This window comes from Synechococcus sp. PCC 6717, from assembly GCF_022698185.1.
GTDB lineage: Bacteria > Cyanobacteriota > Cyanobacteriia > Thermosynechococcales > Thermosynechococcaceae > Thermosynechococcus > Thermosynechococcus lividus.
On the sequence record NZ_JAKLTV010000007.1, the window covers coordinates 1 to 23172 of the forward strand.

At 53.6% G+C, this 23172-nt stretch carries 23 protein-coding genes and 1 tRNA gene; 11 read left to right on the plus strand and 13 right to left on the minus strand.

Features of this window, described 5'->3' with window-relative positions:
- Nucleotides 1–668 precede the first annotated feature (668 nt).
- A tRNA-Thr gene (locus tag L5470_RS06310) sits at nt 669–741 on the minus strand.
- A 72-nt stretch (nt 742–813) separates the two neighbouring features.
- Between L5470_RS06310 and L5470_RS06315 the strand changes: the two genes are divergently transcribed.
- The 3 genes from L5470_RS06315 (at nt 814) to rsmG (ending at nt 2713) form a co-directional block, all read left to right on the plus strand.
- Nucleotides 814–1659, plus strand: coding sequence for a M23 family metallopeptidase (locus L5470_RS06315; protein ID WP_499498877.1), 846 nt, complete (start codon nt 814–816; stop codon nt 1657–1659).
- 69 nt (nt 1660–1728) lie between these two features.
- A complete protein-coding gene (locus L5470_RS06320; RefSeq protein WP_099799337.1) occupies nt 1729–2046 on the plus strand; it encodes a hypothetical protein in 318 nt (105 codons plus the stop codon).
- On the plus strand, nt 2033–2713 hold the full coding sequence (gene rsmG, locus L5470_RS06325) for a 16S rRNA (guanine(527)-N(7))-methyltransferase RsmG (RefSeq protein WP_499498880.1): 681 nt from the start codon (nt 2033–2035) through the stop codon (nt 2711–2713). The genes L5470_RS06320 and rsmG overlap by 14 nt, the downstream gene beginning before the upstream one ends.
- A 57-nt stretch (nt 2714–2770) precedes the next feature.
- On the opposite strand, the gene L5470_RS06330 is transcribed toward rsmG, so the two are convergent.
- From L5470_RS06330 to L5470_RS06340, 3 genes are read right to left on the minus strand one after another with little or no spacing between them, the layout of a single operon-like run.
- The gene (locus L5470_RS06330) at nt 2771–3382 is read right to left on the minus strand and encodes a hypothetical protein (protein WP_499498881.1); all 612 of its coding nucleotides are present in this window, start codon (nt 3380–3382) and stop codon (nt 2771–2773) included.
- A gap of 21 nt (nt 3383–3403) precedes the next feature.
- A complete protein-coding gene (locus L5470_RS06335; RefSeq protein WP_499498883.1) occupies nt 3404–5173 on the minus strand; it encodes an RDD family protein in 1770 nt (589 codons plus the stop codon).
- A gap of 44 nt (nt 5174–5217) precedes the next feature.
- A complete protein-coding gene (locus tag L5470_RS06340) occupies nt 5218–5550 on the minus strand; it encodes a DUF565 domain-containing protein (protein WP_099799333.1) in 333 nt (110 codons plus the stop codon).
- Between the two features lie 59 nt (nt 5551–5609).
- Between L5470_RS06340 and L5470_RS06345 the strand changes: the two genes are divergently transcribed.
- Together L5470_RS06345 and L5470_RS06350 are read left to right on the plus strand one after the other, a co-directional pair.
- Nucleotides 5610–6569 (plus strand): alpha-E domain-containing protein, encoded by a 960-nt coding sequence (locus L5470_RS06345; protein WP_198406006.1) that lies wholly within the window; start codon nt 5610–5612, stop codon nt 6567–6569.
- Nucleotides 6570–6603: 34 nt separating this feature from the next.
- Nucleotides 6604–7056, plus strand: coding sequence for a TolB family protein (locus L5470_RS06350; protein ID WP_099799924.1), 453 nt, complete (start codon nt 6604–6606; stop codon nt 7054–7056).
- On the opposite strand, the gene L5470_RS06355 is transcribed toward L5470_RS06350, so the two are convergent.
- Nucleotides 7053–7697: a F0F1 ATP synthase subunit B gene (locus L5470_RS06355; RefSeq protein ID WP_499498886.1), complete on the minus strand. Its 645-nt coding sequence runs from the start codon at nt 7695–7697 to the stop codon at nt 7053–7055. The two genes, L5470_RS06350 and L5470_RS06355, sit on opposite strands and share 4 nt — an antisense overlap.
- A complete protein-coding gene (gene coaD / locus L5470_RS06360; protein ID WP_099799330.1) occupies nt 7652–8158 on the minus strand; it encodes a pantetheine-phosphate adenylyltransferase in 507 nt (168 codons plus the stop codon). The genes L5470_RS06355 and coaD overlap by 46 nt, the downstream gene beginning before the upstream one ends.
- A 141-nt stretch (nt 8159–8299) precedes the next feature.
- Here coaD and L5470_RS06365 point away from each other — a divergent pair, with 141 nt between their 5' ends.
- Nucleotides 8300–9739 (plus strand): RecQ family ATP-dependent DNA helicase, encoded by a 1440-nt coding sequence (locus L5470_RS06365; RefSeq protein ID WP_499498889.1) that lies wholly within the window; start codon nt 8300–8302, stop codon nt 9737–9739.
- A gap of 34 nt (nt 9740–9773) precedes the next feature.
- Here L5470_RS06365 and L5470_RS06370 read toward each other — a convergent pair whose 3' ends face one another.
- A complete protein-coding gene (locus L5470_RS06370) occupies nt 9774–10220 on the minus strand; it encodes an RNA-guided endonuclease InsQ/TnpB family protein (protein WP_499498891.1) in 447 nt (148 codons plus the stop codon).
- Nucleotides 10210–11082: an RNA-guided endonuclease InsQ/TnpB family protein gene (locus L5470_RS06375; RefSeq protein WP_499498893.1), complete on the minus strand. Its 873-nt coding sequence runs from the start codon at nt 11080–11082 to the stop codon at nt 10210–10212. Before L5470_RS06375 ends, L5470_RS06370 begins: the two co-directional genes overlap by 11 nt.
- 588 nt (nt 11083–11670) lie before the next feature.
- Between L5470_RS06375 and pflA the strand changes: the two genes are divergently transcribed.
- The 5 genes from pflA to L5470_RS06400 all read left to right on the plus strand — a co-directional run bounded on the left by pflA (nt 11671) and on the right by L5470_RS06400 (nt 19874).
- The gene (gene pflA, locus L5470_RS06380; RefSeq protein WP_099799649.1) at nt 11671–12417 is read left to right on the plus strand and encodes a pyruvate formate-lyase-activating protein; all 747 of its coding nucleotides are present in this window, start codon (nt 11671–11673) and stop codon (nt 12415–12417) included.
- Nucleotides 12418–12446: 29 nt separating this feature from the next.
- Nucleotides 12447–15098, plus strand: coding sequence for a bifunctional acetaldehyde-CoA/alcohol dehydrogenase (gene adhE, locus L5470_RS06385; protein WP_099799650.1), 2652 nt, complete (start codon nt 12447–12449; stop codon nt 15096–15098).
- Between the two features lie 379 nt (nt 15099–15477).
- Entirely contained in the window at nt 15478–17202 is a 1725-nt protein-coding gene (locus L5470_RS06390; protein ID WP_499498896.1) for an ABC transporter permease, read from the plus strand.
- Nucleotides 17203–17211: 9 nt separating this feature from the next.
- Complete coding sequence (locus L5470_RS06395) at nt 17212–18357, plus strand: anhydro-N-acetylmuramic acid kinase (protein WP_499498898.1); 1146 nt, start codon at nt 17212–17214, stop codon at nt 18355–18357.
- Nucleotides 18357–19874: an NAD(P)H-hydrate dehydratase gene (locus L5470_RS06400; protein WP_499498900.1), complete on the plus strand. Its 1518-nt coding sequence runs from the start codon at nt 18357–18359 to the stop codon at nt 19872–19874. Before L5470_RS06395 ends, L5470_RS06400 begins: the two co-directional genes overlap by 1 nt.
- On the opposite strand, the gene L5470_RS06405 is transcribed toward L5470_RS06400, so the two are convergent.
- The 5 genes from L5470_RS06405 to L5470_RS06425 all read right to left on the minus strand — a co-directional run bounded on the left by L5470_RS06405 (nt 19852) and on the right by L5470_RS06425 (nt 23060).
- Entirely contained in the window at nt 19852–20325 is a 474-nt protein-coding gene (locus L5470_RS06405; RefSeq protein ID WP_099799654.1) for a Tic20 family protein, read from the minus strand. The genes L5470_RS06400 and L5470_RS06405 overlap by 23 nt on opposite strands.
- 19 nt (nt 20326–20344) lie before the next feature.
- Entirely contained in the window at nt 20345–20572 is a 228-nt protein-coding gene (locus L5470_RS06410; protein WP_448513694.1) for a hypothetical protein, read from the minus strand.
- A 117-nt stretch (nt 20573–20689) separates the two neighbouring features.
- Nucleotides 20690–20983 (minus strand): hypothetical protein, encoded by a 294-nt coding sequence (locus L5470_RS06415; protein ID WP_499498903.1) that lies wholly within the window; start codon nt 20981–20983, stop codon nt 20690–20692.
- Between the two features lie 21 nt (nt 20984–21004).
- Entirely contained in the window at nt 21005–21820 is an 816-nt protein-coding gene (locus L5470_RS06420) for an ABC transporter ATP-binding protein (protein WP_499498905.1), read from the minus strand.
- A complete protein-coding gene (locus tag L5470_RS06425; protein ID WP_499498907.1) occupies nt 21810–23060 on the minus strand; it encodes an ABC transporter permease subunit in 1251 nt (416 codons plus the stop codon). Before L5470_RS06425 ends, L5470_RS06420 begins: the two co-directional genes overlap by 11 nt.
- Nucleotides 23061–23172 lie beyond the last annotated feature (112 nt).

Sequence of the window (23172 nt, forward strand, 5' to 3'; positions counted from 1 at the left end):
CTGCGTTGGCACCGCCACCTGAACAGGGGGGTGAACAGCAGCAGCAGTAAGAGCAACAACAGCAGCCACAGCAGTAGCGAATGGTATCACAGGAGGTAACGTACTTTTTTAGGAGTGAGTTCAACAGCGTCGGCAAAAACAAGCAGCATTGACTTCTCCCCTCCTTGAAAGAGAGGGGATTCCCAAAGGATGCTACGCAACGGGCTGAAGCCGCGTTGCTTCGCTTTTCCCTTGAGCTGTCACCCACAACTTAATGCGGGTGGGGGCAGTCAAAGACCCCCTACTCACCTCAAGCATTTCTGCTATTGGGACTACGTTTATGTTTTGGTTCGTGGTTTCGCGCTTTTCAACACTAGCCAATTCGATACGCTCAACATCCTGCCATTGCTTGCAGTGGTTTAGGCTTGCCGCCAAAGCGGTAGTGACTTACTTGCCGGGATCTCTCCGTACTAGGATGTTTCTTCGCGTAGTTGATACGCCTACTTTCCACGTCTCTAGTTTAACACATAGAGAGGGCTAAAGCCCCCTGAGTTGGCTGTATCCCCTCGCTAAAGCGGAGGGGTTTTAGCCCGCCCACATCACTCCTATAACTATATTCTGCCCTTGCTTTCATCCCTAGGTTCCGAAGACTTCACCTAGGGACTTCCCGCAAGGTAATGTTAAAGAGAAGCTGGTGAGGGGACTTGAACCCCTGACCTACTGATTACAAGTCAGTTGCTCTGCCAACTGAGCTACACCAGCACAATTGTTAAGTCTATCAAAGATAGAGACCGTTTGGGTGACTAGGAGAAGTGCCGTGGCACTTGAGTTTTTATGATGTCCCAGAACCTCTTGCCTTGGTTTGTCCCTGCTGCCGCACTCATCTCGCTGGCTGCAACCACCACTCCCCTCAGCGTCAGCGTCAGTCCCGATCGTGCTGTTTTAGGGGATACCTTTAGTATTGTGGTCACAGCTGCTGAAAAACCCACAGTGGAGGCCGGCGGTAAACCAATGCCAGTCTTTCCTATCGCTCAGCAACAGTGGCGTGCCTTTGTACCGACGACACCGCTACAACCGCCGGGGCGGCGATCGCTAATTGTGCGTGCTGGCGGTGAAACCCGAAATATGCTGTTGTGGGTTGGCAATCGCTCCTTTCCGGTGCAGCGGATTTGGCTACCCCCCGGCAAAGACTCCCAAGGCACCGATGCCGAGTTTGATCGGGTGGATGCCTTCAAAGCCCTAGTAACCCCCGAAAAACTGTGGACAGGTGCCTTTGTTCGTCCCAACAGTGGTCCGGTGACGACCCCCTACGGTGTCCGCCGCTACTATAACGGTGTGTTTGCCCAAGACTATTTCCATCGGGGGTTAGACTATGCTGGGCCGCGAGGCTCCGCCGTCAAAGCTGCGCAGCGCGGGCGGGTTGCCCTAGTGGGTCGAGAAGCCCAAGGCTTTTTAATTCATGGCAATACCGTTGGCATTGATCATGGCCAAGGTGTTCTCACCATCTACTTACACCTCGATGACATTCGCGTTCAAGAGGGGCAAATCGTGGAAGCAGGTCAAGTGATTGGGACGGTCGGCAACACAGGCGCATCCACCGGCCCCCATTTGCACTGGGGACTTTACGTGAATGGCGAATGTGTCGATCCCCGCCCATGGATGGCATACGCTTGGCTGTAAGTCCATGGGAGAATCTGAAAAGTCAAGCTATACTCACCAGTAGATGTTTGCTTGGGAGCAATTGCGCTTATGTCTGACGAACCAACCTCTACGGAAACGGTTGATACGACACCAACCTCTGAACCGTCCGAATCTGTTGCTGCTAGCCCCGAAGAGGTAACCGAAGCAGCAAAGGCGCTGATGGCCGCCTTGCAGCGATTTGCAGCAGCCCAGTTGAAAGCGTTGCCAGCGGATGTACAAAAAGCACTGGAAGCCGCAATGGCCGACCTCAAAGCAAATGCTGATACGGTGTCTGTCCACGTCAAAGACTTTGAAGAGCGGCTCAAAGCAGCGTGGGAGGTGCTAACGGCCAAAAAAGAACTMCCCGCCGGTGATGGCGACAGCTAACCCGCTGCTGCTGCCCCTCAATGCTGCGCTGTGGCAAGAAACGCTGCATTGGCAGCCCAGCGATCGCCAGCAGGAACAGTTTCAGCGTTTTTATGGTGCAGTTTTAAGGGCGAATCAGTCGATTAACCTCACCCGTATTACCACCGCAACAGATTTTTGGGAAAAACACCTCTGGGACTCTCTCAGGGGAATTGCCCCGTGGCTACTGCCAAGGTCGTCTCCGTGGGGAACCTCTATCCAGCGGGTGGTTGATATTGGCAGCGGCGGCGGCTTTCCGGGGGTGCCCGTGGCGATCGCCCGTCCCGATTGGCAGATTACCTTACTGGAGGCCACCCAAAAAAAGGTAAGATTTCTAGAATCGCTACCACAGCAGCTAGGGTTGAGCAACCTCAGACCCCAGTGGGGGCGCGCCGAAGCGCATCAATTCACCTACGACTTAGCGATGATTCGCGCGGTGGGAGACTTAGCTCGTTGCTGTCAGTACGGCCTACCACGGCTGCGTCCGGGGGGTATTCTTATCCTTTATCGTGGGCAATGGACAGCTCCTGAAGTCAACACCTTAAACGCACTCCTGCCCCGCTATCACAGCCAACTCTTAGACGTGCAGGACTTTGTTACCCCCCTTAGCCATGCTCAGCGCCATTGTCTATACCTCCAGCGAACCTAGGGCAGTTTGGAGAGCTACAATGCGCTCACGTTCGCAGTTTGCAGACTAGGGACTCGATCAACGGTGTTTCCACCATTCAAAGCTGCGCTTCCACTCCCGCGATCGCGGCGCTAATTCCTGAGCGGTTGCTGCTACATGGCTAAAGACCTGTTCAATCATTGGCAGCGGCACGTGATCGTCCGCTTCAAAAATCATGGCTAACCGTCGCCCTCCCTGTAGGTGCATTAGGTATAGCTCTTGGTGCAGGGGGCGAGGGGTTTGATGATAAAACACTTCCCCACGAACCCGCCGCCCTAACATGCGGCGTTCAATCCGTCCGGGGGCAGCAGAAAGGGGGCCGCCCACTTCAGTAAACCGTAGCCAACTGCGCAGTTCCTGATCCGATAGGCCTCCGAGGACATCACTCATGGGAGGCAAGCTAATTAAGCTCACCATTAGCTCGTGCTCACCGGGCACTGAGTTGGCCGGATAGACCACCGCCACGCCATTTTCCCCCATTGCGGTTGGTGCTGAAAAACTCACGGGGGTTTCAAAGGAGACCCCCATAAGGGCGTAGCGTTGAGGAGTAGGCGCAACGGCTTGTAAAGTTACTTCGCTGGCAACACTGATGGCCGGCAGGATTATGCTCACAAAGGCAAGGCTATAACCAAGGGGGATTAGATAACGCATAGACTTCTCTGCTTCTCTCGATTAGGAGGGGGAGGACGATTGGTACTGTTGGCGGTAGGCGAGGTACAGGGCTTCCAAAAAGGCCTCGGCACTGAGTTGACTGGTATCCAGCGAGAGTGGGTTCTCAGATGGTAGCAATAAGGGTTCTAGGTGTTGTCGCAGCTCACGCGCAGCTTGGTAGCGACCTACTGGGCTGAGTTGATCTCGAGAATTGAGGAAGTTTCGCAGCATTAGATAGTGCTCAGGGGTTATGTGTTCCCAGCGGGCAGTTTGCCGCAATGGAGCAACCCACGCCGTTGTTTCGGCATTCACGGCTGGAGCCAGTGGTGCTAGGCGGGTTGCTTGCTCATCCTGAATGACGAGTGTTCCTGCCACCATATCCCCCAGCCGTTTTTCTGATCGCGTTAACGCAATAAGCAGCGCTCCTATGCCAAAAAAAGCAACGTCAATGGACTGTAGCAGACTGCGCAAGGTGGCCTCTTTAATGCCAATCGGACGGCCATTCTCTTGGACAACGCGGATTTCCGCATAGCGTTTGCCGGGGGTTTGTCCTTGCCAGTAGGATTCAAAGAAAATGTAGTAGCCGTTATAGAGGGCAAAGATCACCAAAAGGTAAAGCCCTAAGCTCCATGCCTCAACACTTTGGCCGCTGTTGGGGGCAACCTCAATTAGCCAAGGATAGATAGCATAGATGTAGATGTAAGCTGCCAGCAGAGAAAAGAGCACCAGAGCGCTATAGAGAATGACTTGGTCAATGAGCCAAGCAAGGGCACGACTGCCAATCCCCGCTAGGGCAAAGTCAAGTTCAATACTTTCGGGAGTGCGTAAGGTCACTCGCCGTAGCCACCGCATGGGGTTTGCGGCTTCCGGGCGCACTTGAAAGGCAGCACCTTCGTTACGGATTCGCAGATCCCAGTACATGACCGCTTTAATGCCTTGCCAGAGCGGAAGTAACAATACCCCCACAAATAACCCCGCAATGGGGATAATCACCAAGCTATTAATAATGCTGGCCACAATATTGGCGGGAATGACCAACACAGACGCAATGAAAAAAACGGTGAGGGTATGCCATGTCTGCCCTTGGGTTAACTGCCAACTCCGCTGCAGCGATCGCCTTGGTGTTGTGCCCGGCTCTAGGGCAAGGACAACATCCACAAGGGAGAGGCGGGCACTGACGTAGGAAATGACTAGGAGGGCAAGTAGTAATACCAGCAGCCCACCAAGGGCAGCGCTCATCAACAGAAACCCCCGTGCGGCATCGGACAGGCTGTCGGTGTCAATGAGTTGGATGAGTGGCCAGATCCCTAGGTATAGGACGTAGGCGATCGCCGCCAAAATGGCATAGACAACCGCTAAAATCAGGCTAACCAAGAGGGTTGCCAGCAAATAGTGCGCCATCTTGGGGAAAATGGCTGCGCGGGCTTCGGTTTCTGACTCCTCAAGGGCTGCTAACACCGTGTACATCCGCCGGGAAATAAGGGCACCGCTAGCCATGAAGCGGGTCCAGCCAAACAGATAGATAGGCAGGGCGATGAGAACACCAGTCCCCACTAGGATTAAAAATCCCCCAGCACCGTTGAAGGCCGCAAGGGTAAACCCAGCAAGGGCGATCGCCACCAGCAAAACGATAATGGCCGCAATCGTCAATAGAAAAAACCATGCATGGGCAAAGAGGCTCAGCAGAAAGTAGCGATTACCTTGGTGGCGATAAATTTCCAGCGCCACAGTGGTGATATTGCCACTGGAGAGGGACTGGGCTGGCCGCCCACGGCGATTAAACCCAAACATGCGATACCCAAACCATCCCTTCCATCATGGCACCAGCTGCTCCCTTAACTGCCCAAGAGGAAGGCCACTAAAAATAACCCGTAGAGAACACCAAACTTGAAAGCATTCAACACTTCACCAAAAAGCGTTTGGCGTAATTTCCAGCGATCGCTATAAAACAGGGCACTGATCACCTCCGCTGCGATCGCCACTAAAGCAGAGGCAACAATATCTAAGTAGCCCACCTGCCCCGCCGTTGAGGAAATGGCTAACCCCAAAAACACGCCAAAGAGGATCGCAATGACTAACGTAGCCAAACGCCGCCACGGATTTTTTAGCTGATCTTGAATCTGCGTCCCCAGACGATCCAGCAGAGTGTTTAAGCGGGTTTGCTGCATATGTTCAGGGCCGGCAAAGCTTGCTAGAGTGTGAGCACGGAGTGGATGCTTGTCAGTATATGCTAAGTCGTGTTGCCGATGCCGTCTATTGGCTCAACCGCTACATTGAGCGGGCGGAAAATATTGCCCGGTTTGTGGATGTCAACCTGAATATGCTCCTCGACCTGCCAACGAACCCAGGCGGACAGTGGGAACCACTGGTGTTGACTACCGGCGACTTACCCTTTTTTCAGGAGCACTACGGCGCCCCTACCGCTGATAATGTCATCCATTTTCTGACCTTTGATGCCAGCTACCCTAACTCCATTGTCTCCTGCATTCGAGCGGCGCGGGAAAATGCTACCTCGATTCGCGAAGTTATCTCCTCGGAAATGTGGCAACAGGTCAACGCCTTTTACACCCTAGTGCGCGAAGCAGCCCAAGCCCCTGAACAGGTGGAGATAGCTAGATTTCTGGAGCGCGTGAAACAGGCCAGTCACCTGTTTGCTGGGGTGATGGATAGTACCATGAGCCACAATGAAGCTTGGCATTTTGGCCAAATGGGACGGCTATTAGAGCGTGCCGATAAAACCTCCCGTATTCTAGATGTCAAATATTACCTGCTGTTGCCATCAGTGGAGGATGTTGGCAGCCCCATCGACGAGTTAGGCTGGATTGCCCTCCTGAAATCTGCCAGTGCCTACGAAATGTACCGCAAACGTGGCCTACACCGCATTACCCCTGCGGGGGTCGCAGAGTTTTTGATTTTGGATGCCGAATTTCCGCGGGCAATTCGCTTCTGCCTCTTACAGGTGGAAAAGTCCCTCTACAAAATTACGGGCACCCCCCTTGGGAGTTGGCATAACCGCGTTGAGCGCCACCTTGGACGCTTGCGATCTCAGTTGGACTACCTCACCATTGAAGAGATCATTCGCCAAGGCATGCACGAGTTTTTAGATAGTTTGCAGCAACACATGAATGAAGTGGATGCAGAGATTTTTCAAACCTTTTTTACCTTGGAGCCGATCAAGGCTCGCTAAGGGTGTGTTGGGGCTTGGCCTGCTGTGCATCCTCATGGGCTGTCAGGATCTACAGGGGTTTGTGCCGCCACCGGTGAACCAAGGGGCAGGATTTAACAGTACCGCCGCGGATGAAGCCCCTTCCCTGAGTGCCGATGGGCGCTATTTGGCCTTTGGCAGCGATCGCCAAGGGCAGCGGAACCTCTACCTGTACGATTTACAGGAGCGCCGTTTTGTGGATCTTCCGAACCTGAATCGCCCGAACTCCAGCCAAGAGCAACCCAGCCTCAGTGCCAATGGTCGCTTTATTGCTTATATTTCCACCGAACGGGGGCGACCCGATGTCTTTGTCTACGATCGCCAGACCCAGCGGCCTCAGCTTCTAAGCCAAGCTGTGCGGGGGATTTGTCGGCACCCAAGCATCAGTGGCGATGGCCGCTATGTTGCCTATCAAACCAGTGAGCGGGGGCAATGGAACATTGAAATTTACGATCGCGGCAGCCCCTAGGACGATCGCGAGGCCTGATGTTGTTTGAGGTACTGGCGACCATTCTGAATCACGGCCAGCATCTCCTTAAATTGACGCTCCATTTCCCCTAGGGTGCGTTCGGCATAGGTATCTGCTTCCTGCTGCCGCTCTTGACACTCGTGGCGGGKCATTTGCCGTAGATGCGCCAGTTCTTTTTYCGTATTTTGCCGGAGTAAATTCATCTCTTCGATCGCCCGCTGTCGCATTAGCTCGACCTCCTGCTGGACTTGCTGGCGAATTTTTTGCGCCTCTAATTCCGCCTGTTGGCGAATCCGCAGTTCATCGGCAATTTGGGCAGCGCGTTGTTCGGCATGGCGAATGATCTCCTGTGCCCGCTGCTGGGCTTGCTTGAGCAGATCATCCCGCTGGTTGAGGATGCGCTGTGCCAAGGCCACGGATTCAGGAATTGCCTGCTCAATCTGAGCCAGATGGGTGAGGAGTTGCTCTTCGTCAATGAGTTTTCGTCCAGTGAAGGGGATTTTTGTCCCTTCCAGAATCAGGAGTTCTTCCAATCGTTGCAACTGCTGTAGCAGGAGGAGGGGAGCCGAACCGGTTGCACTCTCCGGTAGCTCTGTCATGCCGGTGGTTGTGGAGATGTAATCAGTGTTTGAGTAAAGCATTCTTCTAAGTCCTTAGCAACGGTTGCTGGAACAAGATGACGAACATTACCACCAAATCGGGCAATTTCTTTCACTAGGCTACTACTTAAGAAACTATACTCATTTGATGTCGTGAGGAACACGGTTTCAATCTCCGGCCATAGGCTTTTGTTGGTGTGAGACATTTGTAACTCATACTCGAAATCTGAGAGCACTCGCAGGCCGCGCAGGAGTATCTTGGCCTGTTGCGATCGCGCATACTCAACGGTCAGGCCATCGAAGGTATCGACCCGCACATTGACCAGATGAGCGGTTGCGGCACGAATTTGGGCAATCCGCTGCTCAACACTAAAAAGAGCTTTCTTTTGGGGATTGTGGGCGATCGCCACGATCACCTCCGCAAACAAGCGAGTACCCCGCTCAATAATATCAAGGTGACCGAAGGTAATTGGGTCAAAGCTTCCGGGGTAAACAGCAACCATGGCGTGGCTCCAGTTCTTTCAGCAACAGTCAAGGGATGACAATGGCTAGATTGTACCGAGTTGATGCTGGAATCTCTGCACAATGGGGGCGCGCCATAAAAAAATATAAATTTAAGAATAACGACTTCAGCGAGGTCGCTCATGTCAGAGGTGACTTTGGCGCAAGTCCACCAAGCACTACAACGCTACTGGGGCTACACCGCTTTGCGATCGCCTCAGGGGGATGTGATCACTGCACTGCTAGAGCGGCGAGATGTGGTGGTCGTGCTGCCGACTGGTGCAGGCAAGAGTCTGTGCTTTCAGCTCCCAGCATTGCTCCAGGAAGGGATCACCCTTGTGATTTCTCCGTTGCTGGCTCTTATGGAAAACCAAGTGGCAGACCTGCGGCAGCGGGGTCTGAAGGCAGCGGCCTACCACAGCGAGTTATCGACCTACCAGCGACGGCAGGTGTTACGGCAGGKTGAGCAGCAGCAGTTGCGGTTACTCTATCTTTCGCCGGAGTCTCTCTTTAGTTCTGCGGTGTGGCAATGCCTGTGCGCCCCAGCCTTGCGGCTAAATGGCTTAATTGTGGATGAAGCCCATTGCCTTGTTCAGTGGGGCGATCGCTTTCGCCCAAGCTATCGGCGCTTAGGCACCGTTCGGCCGGAAATTGCCCGCCTCAAACCCGAGCACCCCCGTATTGGCCTTGCGGCTTTTACCGCCACCGCTGATCCCAGCAGCCAGCGCGTCCTCATCGAGGTTTTGGGCTTAGACACGCCAGCGCAGATCCGGCACAGCCCCTACCGCCCCAATCTGCACCTGCGGGTACACAGCGTCTGGAGTCGAGGGTACCGCCGCCACTGTTTACGCCACTTTGTCCAGCAGAAGGGGCGCACCTCAGGTTTGATCTATGCCCGCACCCGCCGCGACACAGAAACCCTCGCAGCATGGTTGCAGCACCACGGATATACCACCGCCGCTTACCATGGCGGCCTGCCCGCACCGGAGCGTCGCCGCATTGAAACCGCTTGGCTGCAGGGCACCCTACCCTTTGTGATCTGCACCAGTGCCTTTGGTATGGGGGTGAACAAACCGGATGTGCGCTGGATTTGCCACTATCAACCTCCCCTACAACTCAGTGAATACCTCCAAGAAGTGGGGCGCGCCGGTCGTGATGGCCAACCGGCAGTGGCGCTGACCTTGGTGAGCGATCGCTGGGGACTAGATCGCGACGATCAGCAACGGTGGCAGTTTTTCGAGCGCCAGAGCCAAGACATTCAGCGGCAGGCCATGGCACAAGCCACAAAACTTCCTCGCCAAGGCAACCTGAATGCGCTGCGATCAACCGTTGCCAATTTGGAGCTGACCCTTGCCTTGCTCCACCAACAGGGGGCACTCCAGTGGCAGGATCCGTTTCATTTCCAACTGCGGCAAATTGCCCCCAATGTTGTGCCCCCCAACCGCGAGGATCCTGAAAGTCGCCGTATGCAGGAGTTTCTTAGGTATAAAGGCTGTCGTTGGCAGTTCCTACTGCGCGCCTTTGGATTTACCCAAGAAGCCCAAACCTGCCGCTGTGGCCACTGCGATCGCTGCAATAGCTAGCCCCACCTGTCCTCTTTTGACATACTCCCCATGCCTAAAGGCAGGGGATTCTTGTTACTAGTTCAGCGACAGCACTTACCATTTCAGGTTTCCCATCCATAGTAGAGGTGCTTATCTCCCCAGTCGTTTGGGATTTCTCCCCAGTTCCCCAATGCCCTTGGGTACTGTTTTGCCATTCCATCCCCAAGATGCTTAGCCCCTTTTTCAAGATATTCAGAGCCGCGTTCTGGTCTCTGTCTAACTCAAACCCGCACTTAGGACAACCATGGGTTCTAGTGGATAGAGTTTTTGGCACCCTATGACCGCAATGAGTACAGTCCTGTGTGGTGTACTGTGGCGGTACTGACACTACTGCCTTATCCCACACCTTCCCGTAGTAGTCCAGCCATTGGGTGAACTGAGACCAACTAGCATCATGGATGGATTTGGCAAGATGATGATTCTTGACTAGGTTCTTCACCTGCAAGTCCTCATACACCACGACAAAGCGCTCCGCGCCGCCAAAGGCGAACGTTAGATGCCACTACGCACCGAGCAAGCTTGATTGCCCAGTCTTTACGTTGGCGTTGAACTTTCAGATGTACTTTGCCTAGTCGCTTTCTTTGCTTGTGGTAGTTCTTAGATTGAGGTTTCGCCCCTTTCTTGAACTTCCGACTTAATCTGCGTTGATGTTGCTTTAACCTCCGTTCACTACGTCTTAAAAACTTAGGACAATCGACCGTGTTTCCGTTCTGGTCGGTGTAGAAGTGTTTTAACCCCAAGTCAATACCGATGACATTGCCTGTGTATTGTCCTTGCTCTTTGCGCTCTACATCCAAGCAGAATTGAGCATAGTACCCATCTGCTCTGCGTACCACTCGCACTCGGTTGATTTTAGAGTTGAGGATATGCTGTCTTGCCTCACCATTGCAGTACAGAGCAAACAAGCCAGCATTGAAGCCAAAGGACTCCGTCCCGCTTACGCGAACGGTGAAGGGGATGGACATCCCATCCCCTGATAGCTTCCAGCCCGATAGCTTGTACTCTACAGAGCGGCAATGCTTCTTGAATTTGGGATAGCCTTTCGTTGCCTCCTTGTTTTGGCAGTTGGTATAGAAGCGAGAAATGGAAGCCCAAGCTCGCTCTGCACTTGCCTGCCTTGCCGCTGAGTTTAACTTTTTAGCAAAATCAAACTCTTGAGCCAAGGTTTTGCAGTGGGCATAGAGGTCATTCCTGCCCACACCACGGTTGTCCATCCAGTACCGTACACACTTGTTGCGCACAAACTGTGCGGTACGGATGGCTTCGTCCAGAGACTGATATTGCTCCTGTGTGCCCTTTAGCTTGGCTTCTATGACTCTCATGGTTCCATTTTATCACAGACTCAGCTTGATAAAACAATATGCGCCTTATATCCCCATAGCTAAAGCTAGGGGCTTTACGGCGTTTTTCGGTAAAGCTACCCTATGGGCATGGTGCTAGGAAACAGCTTGTTTGGTGCAAATTAATTGCCAGCAAATAGGTCACACCGCTACAGAAACTTAAATCAGAAAATAGACATTGATAAATTTTATATAATCTAAAGTGAGGTGCATTCCTAACGATGCGATCGCCTCACTTAAACAATGCCTAAATCAGCAGTGGCAAGGAATCAGACTATTCCGGGCAAATATTAAGCAAATCAGCAATTCTCAGCAATCTCTGGCCTTTATAAAGTCTTGATTAAGGAATGAATTCTCTCTGGATCGTTCTTTTATAATGGATTTAGGGACATATTTGAAATTGCTGTTATTAGCTATTATTAGTTGCTTGTCCCTCTACAATTTACCGTCATTGAGACTGTATCAAGAGTCCCAAACAGCGTAAACCGGCTTATGAATTCATTCACCACAAGAGGTTTCAGCATTGTTGTCCAGTGGTAACACACCAATTCAATTTCCCTTGAGGTACCTATGGTGTCAACTCTGCCCGAGCAGCAGACAATCGGTTACATTCACTCCGTTGAGACCTGTGGCACGGTTGATGGCCCAGGGATCCGCTACGTGATTTTTACTCAGGGATGCCCGCTGCGCTGTCTGTACTGCCATAATCCTGATTGTCGTGAACCCCATCAAGGCAAACCGGTCACCGTCACAGAACTGCTCAACGACATTGAGCACTACCGCTCTTACCTGCGGCAGGGGGGGGTCACCGTCAGTGGTGGCGAACCCTTAATGCAGCCAGAGTTTGTCCGCGAAATTTTTGAGGGCTGCCATAACCTAGGGTTACACACGGCCTTGGATACCTCTGGCTATGTGGTGTTAGATGTGGCCAAGCCAGTGGTAGCGGCTGCTGACTTGGTGTTGCTGGATATTAAATCCTTCTTGCCAGATACCTATCGGCGGGTCACTAGTGTCGCCATTACACCCACCCTTGAGTTGGCTCGCTACCTCGATCAGATTCACAAACCCACTTGGATTCGGTTTGTGCTAGTGCCCGGCCTCACGGACGATCCGGACAACATCCGTGGCCTCGCCCAATTTGTTGCTGGTCTGCGCAATATCGAAAAGGTTGAAGTCCTGCCCTTTCACAAAATGGGGGAATACAAATGGCAGCAGTTAGGGTTGCCCTATCAATTGTATGACACCCCTGCCGCCAGTCCGGACGATGTTGCCCGGGCGATCGCCATCTTTCGTGACTACAATCTCACAGTTCAATAATCCCTTGATGAAGGTTTAAGGAGTAGCCAATGACTGCCACCACCAGCTATGCACCGGTCAAGGATTTGACGGGGTTAGAAGCACTCATCCAGCGCGTCAAAGACGCCCAAGCACGCTACGCCCAGTTTACCCAAGCCCAAGTCGATCATATTTTTCATCAGGCTGCAATGGCCGCTAACCAAGCCCGCATCCCCCTTGCCAAGGCTGCGGTTGCCGAAACTGGCATGGGACTGGTTGAAGATAAAGTGATTAAAAACCACTTCGCCTCAGAGTTTATTTACAACAAGTACAAAGAGGAAAAAACCTGTGGGGTGATTGAAGATGATCCCCTCTTTGGCATCCAAAAAATTGCTGAACCCGTAGGCATTGTGGCGGGGGTGGTGCCGGTCACCAATCCCACCTCGACCACGATTTTCAAAGCCCTGATTTGCCTGAAAACTCGTAATGGCATTATCTTTTCTCCCCATCCTCGTGCCAAAGCCTGTACGGCTGAGGCCGCCAAGATTGTCCTAGAAGCAGCAGTGGCGGCGGGTGCGCCTGCTGACATCATTGGCTGGATTGATGAACCCACCATTGAATTGTCGCAGGCACTCATGCAACACCCTGAGATTAAGCTGATTTTGGCAACGGGTGGGCCGGGGATGGTTAAGGCCGCCTACTCCTCCGGCCATCCTGCCATTGGTGTGGGGGCTGGCAATACCCCTGCCCTCATTGATGCCACTGCCGATATTGCCACCGCTGTTAGCTCGATTTTGCTGAGCAAGTCCTTTGACAACGGCATGATCTGTGCGTCGGAGCAGTCAGTCATTGTGGTTGATGACGTGTATGAGGCAGTGAAAGCCGAATTTCAACGGCGGGGCGGCTATATCCTCAAACCAGAGGAGCAAGAGCGGGTTGGGCAACTCATTTTGAAAGATGGCCGCCTGAACGCCGCTATTGTCGGTCAGTCAGCGTCTCGTATTGCTGCTATGGCTGGCATTGAGGTACCCCCACAGACGCGGGTGCTGTTGGCAGAGGTTACCGAGATTGGTGTCCAAGAGCCGTTTGCCTACGAAAAACTGTGTCCGATCTTGGCACTCTACCGCGCTCCCCAGTTCCATAAAGGGGTTGAGATGGCAGCGCAGCTAGTCAACTTTGGAGGGATGGGGCACACGTCCGTTCTCTATACCGATCCCCGTAATCAAGATGATATTGCCTACTTTAAGTATCGGATGCAAACTGCACGGGTACTCATTAACACGCCGTCTTCCCAAGGGGCGATCGGGGATCTGTATAACTTTAAGCTGGATCCCTCCTTAACACTGGGCTGCGGCACGTGGGGCGGCAACATCATTTCCGAAAACGTCGGCCCCCATCATTTGCTGAATATCAAAACCGTGAGCGATCGCCGCGAAAATATGCTTTGGTTCCGGGTGCCACCTAAAATTTACTTCAAACCTGGGTGCTTACCTGTGGCACTGCGGGATTTAGACGGCAAACAACGCGCCTTTTTAATTACCGATAAACCCCTTTTTGACCTAGGTATTACCGATCCCATTACCCATGTCCTTGAGGAAATGGGGATCAAACACGATATTTTCCACGAGGTAGAGCCAGATCCCACCCTGAGCACGGTTAACCGTGGCCTTGCCTTGCTTCGACAGTATCAGCCAGATGTCATCATTGCCGTTGGTGGTGGCTCCCCCATGGATGCAGCCAAAGTCATGTGGCTTTTGTACGAGCATCCTGAGGTCGAGTTTGACGGCTTGGCCATGCGCTTCATGGATATCCGCAAGCGGGTCTATCAATTGCCTCCCTTAGGACAAAAAGCCATCATGGTCGCCATTCCTACCACCTCGGGTACCGGCTCAGAAGTCACCCCCTTTGCTGTTGTCACCGATGACCGCGTGGGGATTAAGTATCCCTTAGCTGATTACGCCTTAACCCCCACGATGGCCATTGTGGATCCTGAGTTGGTGCTGCACATGCCGAAAAAACTCACGGCCTACGGTGGCATTGATGCCCTCACCCACGCGTTGGAGTCTTACGTGTCGGTACTGTCCACGGAATTTACCGAAGGATTAGCCCTAGAAGCCATTAAGCTGCTGTTTGCCTACCTGCCACGCGCCTACCGCCATGGGGCTGCCGATCCAGAAGCGCGCGAAAAAGTGCACTATGCCGCCACCATCGCGGGGATGGCCTTTGCCAATGCCTTTTTGGGGGTGTGTCACTCCATGGCACACAAGCTCGGATCTACCTTCCATGTCCCCCATGGTCTAGCCAATGCCCTGTTAATTTCCCATGTCATTCGCTATAACGCGACGGATGCTCCCCTGAAACAGGCAATCTTCCCGCAGTATAAGTATCCGCAGGCCAAAGAACGCTATGCCCAGATTGCCGATGCGTTGCACCTAGGGGGTGAAACGGCAGAGGAAAAAGTCGAACGGCTGATTGGGGCGATCGAAGACCTGAAAGCTCAGCTAGAGATTCCAGCTACCATTAAGGAAACACTGCATAGTGAAGATCAAATTTTTTACGATCAAGTAGCAGAAATGGCAGAGCTAGCCTTTGACGATCAGTGTACGGGAGCCAATCCCCGCTACCCGCTCATTCAGGATCTGAAGGAGCTTTACACCCTTGCCTATATGGGGTGCCGCTTAGAGGCCGCAGCCTATCATCCCGAACATTCATCAACCGCTTAGGCGATTTGCCCCTAGCTACACTGCGTGTTCCAGCTAGCATTACAGTGCAGCGGATTGACGGGCGATCGGGGCTGCGTTGAAGATCTCTGCAACTGCTGATCTTGGCCGTTAGGTAGCTTGAGCGATTGTTTGGGTTTTGAGCCAACTGCCACCCATCCCTATCAAGAAGCAACTTGGCATGAGATGGCTGCGATCGCCAAGCCCAATTTCTAATATTCGATCAGTTGAGATTAACTGCGATGCCGCATCTGCTTTTGGAAAGATCTGGAAAGGAACCTTTAGCAGATGCCGCTGTGATGCTGCTGTATTGCCCCACTCAGATACATTGGCGGTGGGGCGATATAATTTKCCTCGTGAAGATGCCCCGTGGAGGAACCGCATGGCACGCCCCCTCACCCCCGATAATCAAACCCTGAACCGTCCATGGACGTGGCAAGATGGCTTGATTATTCTTGCCCTGATTACGCTTATTTTCTGGATTGTGAATACGGCGGCAAAATTCACCGCTAGCTATGACCCTACCATCACCATTCAGCTCAGTCCCAGCGTCTTACCCAGTTATACGGCGCAGACGCTCCTACGGATGCTAATTGCCTACATCATTTCCTTAGTGTTTAGTGTGTTGTATTCTTACTTGGCGTTTTACAACCGCACCGCCGAAAAGATTTTGCTACCGCTACTGGATATTTTGCAGTCAATTCCAGTGCTGTCGTTTTTGCCCGGCGTTGTCCTAGCGCTGATTGCGATTTTTCCGGGAAGTCGCCTAGGGGTGGAGTTAGCGGCGATTATTCTCATCTACACTGGCATGGCTTGGAACATGACGTTTAGCTTTTACCAATCCCTCATCAGTGTGCCGCGAGAATTGCGGGAGGTGGCCAAAATCTACCGCTTGGGCTGGTGGCAGCAGGTGTGGACGCTGGACTTACCCGCAGGAGCCATTGGTTTGATCTGGAATAGTGTGATGTCGGTCGCGGGGGGCTGGTTTTTCTTGATGGCGATCGAGTCGTTTACCATTGGTGAGCAAACCTTTACGCTTCCGGGGTTAGGCTCGTACCTTGCAGAGGCAGCGAACCAGCAGGACTATGCCGCCTTGGTTTACGGGTTGGCGGTGCTCATTAGTGTCATTATTGCGGTTGATATTGTGGTCTGGCGGCCACTGATTGCTTGGGGGGAAAAGTTCAAAATAGAGATGGTCGAGGCCGAAAGTACGCCCAAGTCTTTTGTGTTAGATTTTCTGCGGCGATCGCCCACCCTGCGTGCCTTTCATCAAACGGTCTTTACGCCGGTGTGGGAACGGCTAGACAATTACCTGCGCCCTAAAGGGGCACAGCGGACGACCGCTGCTCCCCCTCGCAGTCATAGTGTGCCTATTTTGCCGATCGTGTTCTTTTTGTTTGTTGCTGTGGTCGGTTGGGGCACCATTGCCTCAGCCGTGCAAATGACGACCGTCAGCATCCGCGATTGGCAACTCATCGGCATTGGTGCGGTGTTAACCACGGTGCGGGTCAGTGTTGCTCTAGTTTTATCCCTATTGTGGACCGTGCCAGTGGGGGTAGCCATTGGCCGCAATCCACGGGCGGCGCAGGTGCTCCAGCCCTTGGTGCAAATTGCTGCGTCAGTGCCAGCAACGGCGCTGTTTCCGGTGCTCCTGCTAGCGTTGGCCAACTTAGGGGGGGGGTTAGAAATTGGCGCTGTGGCATTAATGATGCTGGGGACAATGTGGTACATTCTCTTTAACGTCATTGCTGGGGCACAGGCCATTCCCACGGAGTTATTTGAGGTGGCAACGATCTATCAACTCTCGTGGTGGCAACGCTGGCGCACTGTTATTCTGCCGGGCATTTTCCCCTACCTGATTACGGGGATTATTACCGCTGTGGGGGGGGCATGGAATTCCAGCATTGTCAGTGAGTACGTTGAGTTTCAGAACCAAACGGAGCAGACGTTGGGCTTAGGTGCAATTATCTCTGAAGCCAGTGTGAAGGCTGATTTTCCGCTGTTGCTAGCGTCCACCGTTGTGATGTCTCTCCTAGTGGTGCTGACGAATCGCTTCGTTTGGCGACCCCTGTACCGCTTGGCGGAAACTAAATATCAGCTCTTATAGGAGGGTGCCATGCGGGTTATTGGCCTGATCAGCGGGACATCGGTGGATGGCATTGATGCAGTTTTGGTGGAGTTGCAGGGGCGGCAACTGGATTTGCGGGTGCAGGTGCTAAATTTTTGCACGGTTCCCTACCCGCCAGAGTTACGGCAGCAGATTTTAGCGGTCTGTGCCGCAGAGCCGCTTACTATGGCGGCGTGGTCGGAACTAGACGATGCCATTGCCACCGCTTTTGCCACCGCTGCGTTAACCGTCCAGATGGGCTACCCGCCAGCGCAACTGATTGGCTCCCATGGTCAAACGGTGTTCCATCGTCCCCCCACGGGCGATCGCCTCGGCCACAGTGTGCAGTTGGGGCGCGGTGAACTGATTGCCTATCGCACTGGCATTCCCACCGTTTCGAACTTTCGTGCCCAGGATATTGCCCTAGGGGGGCAGGGGGCACCCCTCGTGCCGCGGGTGGATTGGTGTCTGCTGGGGCACCCCCAAGAGTATCGCTGTATTCAAAATATTGGCGGCATTGGCAATGTGGCCTACCTCCTCCCCCAGCAACAGGATCAAAGCGGCAATCACGTGCTGGGGTGGGATACTGGCCCTGGCAACGTCCTCCTTGATCTGGCGGTGAGTTATTTTTCTGCTGGACAACAGCGCTACGATGCGGATGGGCACTGGGCACGGCAAGGGCACGTGTGTGAGGCGTTAGTGGTGCAATGGCTGAGCCATCCCTTTTTTAGTGCACCGCCCCCTAAATCCACTGGCCGGGAACTCTTTGGCTGGCTATTTTGGCAGCAGTGTTTAGAGCAAGCCACTGCCCTAGGCCTTAAACCAGCCGATGTGTTAGCCACCCTCACGGAGTTTACCGCCCGCAGTATTGCCCAGAGCTATGAGCGCTTTTTACCCCGGCGACCGGATCGGGTCTTATTGTGTGGTGGCGGTGCCCATAATGGCTTTTTGCAGGAACGCCTACGGCTACATCTGGGGGAAATTCCAGTAGAAACCACGGCAGTGGCGGGGGTACCCGTGGATGCCAAAGAGGCGATCGCCTTTGCGGTGTTGGCCTACTGGCAACAGTTGGGGATTCCGGGGAATGTGCCGCAGGTCACCGGTGCCCATCATGCCGCGCCCCTTGGTCAGTATTGGCAGTCGGTGCGGGTTTAATGGTTAGTCAACCCTTTCCTAGCATCGTCACCACCTCAGAAATGCAGGCGATCGAGGCAGCGATGTTTGCGGCTGGCTTACCGATCGCGGCTCTCATGGAAAAGGTGGGGCAGCGCCTCAGCGATCGTCTATGCTGCCTCTATCCGGTCACCACCCATCCCAAGGTGGGGGTGCTGGCCGGTCCTGGGCACAATGGGGGTGATGCGTTGGTTGTGGCGCGGGAGTTGTGGCACCGGGGCTACACTGTAACGGTGTGGCAACCCTTTAGCCGCCTGAAACCCCTAACGGCGGATCACGCCAAGTATGCCCGTTTTCTTGGCATTCCCTTCACTAGCGAGGTAGCTGAGCTAGCAACGGCCAACCTAATTGTGGATGGGGTGTTTGGCTTTGGGCTAGAGCGGTCTGTCAGTCATGAGCTAGGGGCTGCCTTTGCTCAGGTGAATCAGTGGTGTGTGCCGCGGCTGAGCATCGATGTGCCCTCTGGCCTGTGTAGCGATCGCGGGGCAGTGTTGGGAACTGCCATTCAAGCCACTCGCACCCTCTGTCTCGGCCTGTGGAAGCGGGGGCTTCTGATGGATGAGGCGCTGCCGTGGGTGGGGGAGGCCGAACTCCTTACCTTTGACATTCCTGCAACCATCATTGATAACGTCCTAGGAACGATGCCGCGGCGCTATTGCCTCGATTCTCAGTGCTGGCAGCTGTTACCCCTCGCCAGATCCCCCATAACCCATAAGTATCGGCAGGGGCAACTGTTACTCATTGGCGGCTCGGCGCGCTTTGGTGGCAGTATTCTCCTCAGTGCCTTAGCAGCGCGCTGTACGGGGGTGGGGATGCTGGTGGTGGCAGTGCCCAACTCCTTAAAACCCTTGGTGCTTGCGCGGGTACCCGATGCCATTGTGGTGGGCTGCCCAGAAACCAACACAGGCGCGATCGCCCACTTGCCAGCAGATTTAGATTTACAACGCGTTCAGGCGATCGCCTGTGGGCCGGGYTTAACCACTGCCGCCACAACCGTTATCGAACAGGTGTTAGCGTCGGGGATACCCACAGTACTGGATGCCGATGGTTTGAACATTTTAGCCACCCTCTCCCCGTGGCCTTTGGCCGCACCGCTGGTGTTGACCCCCCACCTAGGGGAATTTCGGCGGCTCTTTCCCGACCTAAGTGCCGAGGGCGATCGCCTTGAGCAAGTACAAGCGGCAGCCGCTCACAGCAATTGTCTTGTGGTTCTCAAAGGCGCACGCACTGCGATCGCCACCCCTGCTGGCAACCTGTGGATCAATCCCGCCAGTACCCCTGCCCTTGCCCGTGGCGGCAGTGGCGATGTCCTCACTGGCCTCATTGGTGGTCTCTTGGCACAACAGGAGCTGCTGCACTCAACCCTTGGGGGCGTATGGTGGCATGCCCAAGCAGGACTTGCAGCAGCCAAGCAGTGGACCACCTTAGGGGTGTATCCTGAGCGCCTTGTGGATGCGCTGCTACCGACCCTCAGCGCTAAAAAACCTGACTTTTTGTAGCATCAGAGAGGGTCGGAATTTCCGCATAAATGCCGCGAATAGACTGGACAACGGCAAAGATAACCCCTGCCACTGTTGCAATGAAAATAAAGTTAAACAATACCTTCATCAGCAGTTCAAAGCTGGCAACGCGGGTCAAAAGCTGTAGCACCAATTGCGCGATAAACAGGGCAATCCCCATCAGCATTGCCTGCATCGTGTTGTAGCGAATAAATAGACTAATGCGGGAATTGCGAACCACCAGCAGGTACAGCAGCATAAATACAATTAACCCCGCAAACGGAATGGAGTACAGTAGGGCAACAGGCAACACCACGATAAATAAAGCTTGCAGCGGCGGAAACATCTCAAAGAGGAACCCCCCCAACGGCATAACGTAAAACAGGGGCAAGAGGTAGGCCAAGCAAGCAAAGATGCGATCGGGGATCGTTGTTGTGGCACGCCAAGTCACAATGTAGCCCTCACAATGATTAGGTGTCTTGTTCTAGGGTAGCGGGCAAATCCGACACTTGAACTAGATGAAACCCCATCTGACAGCGAAACTGCTGACACCCCCGCTCTGAGGAACCACACACAGGAGCACCGCACCGCAGTTGGCCTTCTTGCCAGCGAGGTTGACCATGGCGATCGGCAAGGAGACAGGACTGGCAAACAGACTGTGACGGTAGAATATGATTCTGGGTCAGGATCACTAGCATGACAGACCTCCCGACAGAGCTTACGCTGCTGCTAGCTACTTATAAATCAGCTAAATCAGCGTAATTCTCATGTATGTATTTTACCGCCTCTGAAGGGGCGACTCACTGCCACTGCGCTCAAGAGGCTCGGGACAGGCAGATCACATAACCAAGCACTGGGTGCAGCGCTTGAACTAGGACAAGAACCGCCAGCAGAAACGTAACAATTTTCGCCCAGAGGGGGCGTAAAGGGCAGTATAGAAAGCCACAAACTGCTAGTGCGCCTACAAGGACACTGCCAAAAACCTCAAGTAAGCCATAGGGCATCCCACAGATGCGGGTAGGTTGATAGTACACAGGCACCGCAAATAAAGCCACAACAAACGTAGCAACAGTCCAGCCAACCGCTATGAGGCTTTTGCGATGTGCCATCTTTTTGCTCCTGATGCCAAATCACTGTCCTAGGTACGCTGTCAAGACATCAGGATTCGTTTGAATCTCACTGGGAGAGCCATTCGCAAGGTTTTTACCTTCTGCCAATACCCAGATGTGATGACACAAAGACATTATGACATCCATATTGTGCTCAATAATCAGGAAGGTGACACCATCCTGTTGATTCCACTGAAGAATATACTCGCAGATTTGATTAATAAGGGTGGGGTTAACACCAGCCGCTGGCTCGTCCAACAGAACAAGCCGCGGGCGATGCATCATCACCCGTGCCATTTCCAAGAGTTTGCGCTGACCACCGGAAAGGGCACCGGCATAGTCATTGGCTTTAGCTGCTAGTCCAACAGACTCTAAAAGATGCCAAGCACGCTGCCGTAACTCTTGTTCTTCTTGGCGAATGCGCAGGGGCTTGAGCCAACTATTCCAGAATTGTTCACCGGTTTGCCGGGGAGCCGCCAAGAGCATATTTTCTAGAACCGACAGCCGGGACAGTACCCGCGGTACCTGAAAGGTGCGCAGTAGCCCCTGCAGCGCCACTTGGTGGGGGGGTAAATGGCTAATGGGTTCACCGTCAAAGATCACCCGGCCTTGATCGGGGGGAATAAAATTGCAAAGCAGGTTAAAGAGGGTTGTTTTGCCTGCGCCGTTGGGACCAATCAGACCCGTGATACTATTGCGAGCCACTGAAATTTCGGCATGATCGACGGCATGAATGCCTCCAAAGCACTTGCACAATCCCGTTGCCACCAGCAGGTTGGGGTCAGGTGACTGAGTGACTCCACTGGAAACAGGTGCAATGGATGGTTCATCGACCAAGGCTGAGTTCCTCCTTTTTGCCCAAAATACCCTGTGGTCGCCACATCATCAAGAGGATCAAGAGCACACCAATGAGCATCATCCGCAAGGCTTCGAGGCGACCCCCATCTAGGGGAATAAAGCGTGTTAAGGCAGTATAGGCCCAAAACAGAGTGGCACCTAAGAGGGTACCCATATTATTGCCAGCACCGCCGAGCACCACAATAGTCCATGCCTGAAAAGTAATGAGGGAAACAAAGCCATCGGGGTTCACAAAGGTCAGTTGCCACGCATAAAATGACCCCGCTACTGCCGCGATCGCCCCTCCCAGCATCAAGGACTGCATTTTATACGCAAACACGTTTTTACCCAGCGCCTTGGCCACCTCTTCATCTTCACGAATGGCTTTGAGCACTCGTCCCCACGGAGAATGGATCCAGCGCTCCAATTGCCACACCACAATCGCTAGCACCAACACTAACAACCACAGCAGGCCAGCCCGATAGCTAAAATCCCACAGGCCAACGGTTAAGGCTTGCACCACCAGTCCCACCAGCGCTGCCGCTAAGGTATTTAAGCCTATGGGCACGATTGGAACCCCACGCCATTGACTACCCAACAGCGCGATCGCCCCGCCAAGGGTGATCAGGGTGACCACCAACGGTGCTATAGCAAGGCCACGCCCTAAACTCAGTGGTTCAAGGGTCAGCCACAACCCCACAGACCCCGCAACCAGTAGAGCAGCGTAGGCAGGTAGTCCCCAAGGGGGGAGCGATCGCCCCCGACTGTACTGGCGCTCTAACCACTGCCACCACTGCACTGCTGCGGCCACCACTACCCCCCAGAAAATGGCAATCATCCCCAGCTTAGTCGGCAGATTCGGCTCAAACTGTGCCAAAGGTAACGGAAAGCCATAGACCCCCCGCCCACCCCGGGTCAGCCAATCTTCATTCAGGGCAACCAGACGGACAATTTCCGCCATCCCAATTGTGACAATGGCCAAATAATCCTCCCGTAGGCGCAGGGTAGCAATCCCCATCACAAACCCCAGCCCCATTGCCAGAATCACACCTGCTAGAACCGCAAAGAGCATCGGCACCCCAGCAATCCCCAGCAAAATCGTGGTGTAGGAGCCTAAGGCCAAAAACCCCACATGGCCAAAGTTAATCAGCCCTGTGTAGCCCCACTGTAAATTTAAGCCCAAACTAAAGAGGGCAAAGGTTGCGGTAAAGATACCCAAGGAAATTAGATAGCCAACCATGTGTTGCGATAGATGACTCAGTGAAGATGAGCTCAAATTACCACAGTTAAGAGAGGCTGCGGCTGTTGAAAATCTGGTCGCGGATGTTTAGCAAAAATTTAAGGCAAGGTGC

Bases quoted from the DNA above. Each gene is read 5' to 3' on its own strand.
- L5470_RS06315 (WP_499498877.1), top strand. From the start codon at position 814: ATGATGTCCCAGAACCTCTTGCCTTGGTTTGTCCCTGCTGCCGCACTC.
- rsmG (WP_499498880.1), top strand. From the start codon at position 2,033: ATGGCGACAGCTAACCCGCTGCTGCTGCCCCTCAATGCTGCGCTGTGG.
- L5470_RS06330 (WP_499498881.1), bottom strand. From the start codon at position 3,382: ATGCGTTATCTAATCCCCCTTGGTTATAGCCTTGCCTTTGTGAGCATA.
- L5470_RS06335 (WP_499498883.1), bottom strand. From the start codon at position 5,173: ATGTTTGGGTTTAATCGCCGTGGGCGGCCAGCCCAGTCCCTCTCCAGT.
- L5470_RS06340 (WP_099799333.1), bottom strand. From the start codon at position 5,550: ATGCAGCAAACCCGCTTAAACACTCTGCTGGATCGTCTGGGGACGCAG.
- L5470_RS06345 (WP_198406006.1), top strand. From the start codon at position 5,610: ATGCTAAGTCGTGTTGCCGATGCCGTCTATTGGCTCAACCGCTACATT.
- L5470_RS06350 (WP_099799924.1), top strand. From the start codon at position 6,604: ATGGGCTGTCAGGATCTACAGGGGTTTGTGCCGCCACCGGTGAACCAA.
- coaD (WP_099799330.1), bottom strand. From the start codon at position 8,158: ATGGTTGCTGTTTACCCCGGAAGCTTTGACCCAATTACCTTCGGTCAC.
- L5470_RS06375 (WP_499498893.1), bottom strand. From the start codon at position 11,082: ATGAGAGTCATAGAAGCCAAGCTAAAGGGCACACAGGAGCAATATCAG.
- pflA (WP_099799649.1), top strand. From the start codon at position 11,671: ATGGTGTCAACTCTGCCCGAGCAGCAGACAATCGGTTACATTCACTCC.
- adhE (WP_099799650.1), top strand. From the start codon at position 12,447: ATGACTGCCACCACCAGCTATGCACCGGTCAAGGATTTGACGGGGTTA.
- L5470_RS06390 (WP_499498896.1), top strand. From the start codon at position 15,478: ATGGCACGCCCCCTCACCCCCGATAATCAAACCCTGAACCGTCCATGG.
- L5470_RS06395 (WP_499498898.1), top strand. From the start codon at position 17,212: ATGCGGGTTATTGGCCTGATCAGCGGGACATCGGTGGATGGCATTGAT.
- L5470_RS06410 (WP_448513694.1), bottom strand. From the start codon at position 20,572: ATGCTAGTGATCCTGACCCAGAATCATATTCTACCGTCACAGTCTGTT.
- L5470_RS06415 (WP_499498903.1), bottom strand. From the start codon at position 20,983: ATGGCACATCGCAAAAGCCTCATAGCGGTTGGCTGGACTGTTGCTACG.
- L5470_RS06425 (WP_499498907.1), bottom strand. From the start codon at position 23,060: ATGGTTGGCTATCTAATTTCCTTGGGTATCTTTACCGCAACCTTTGCC.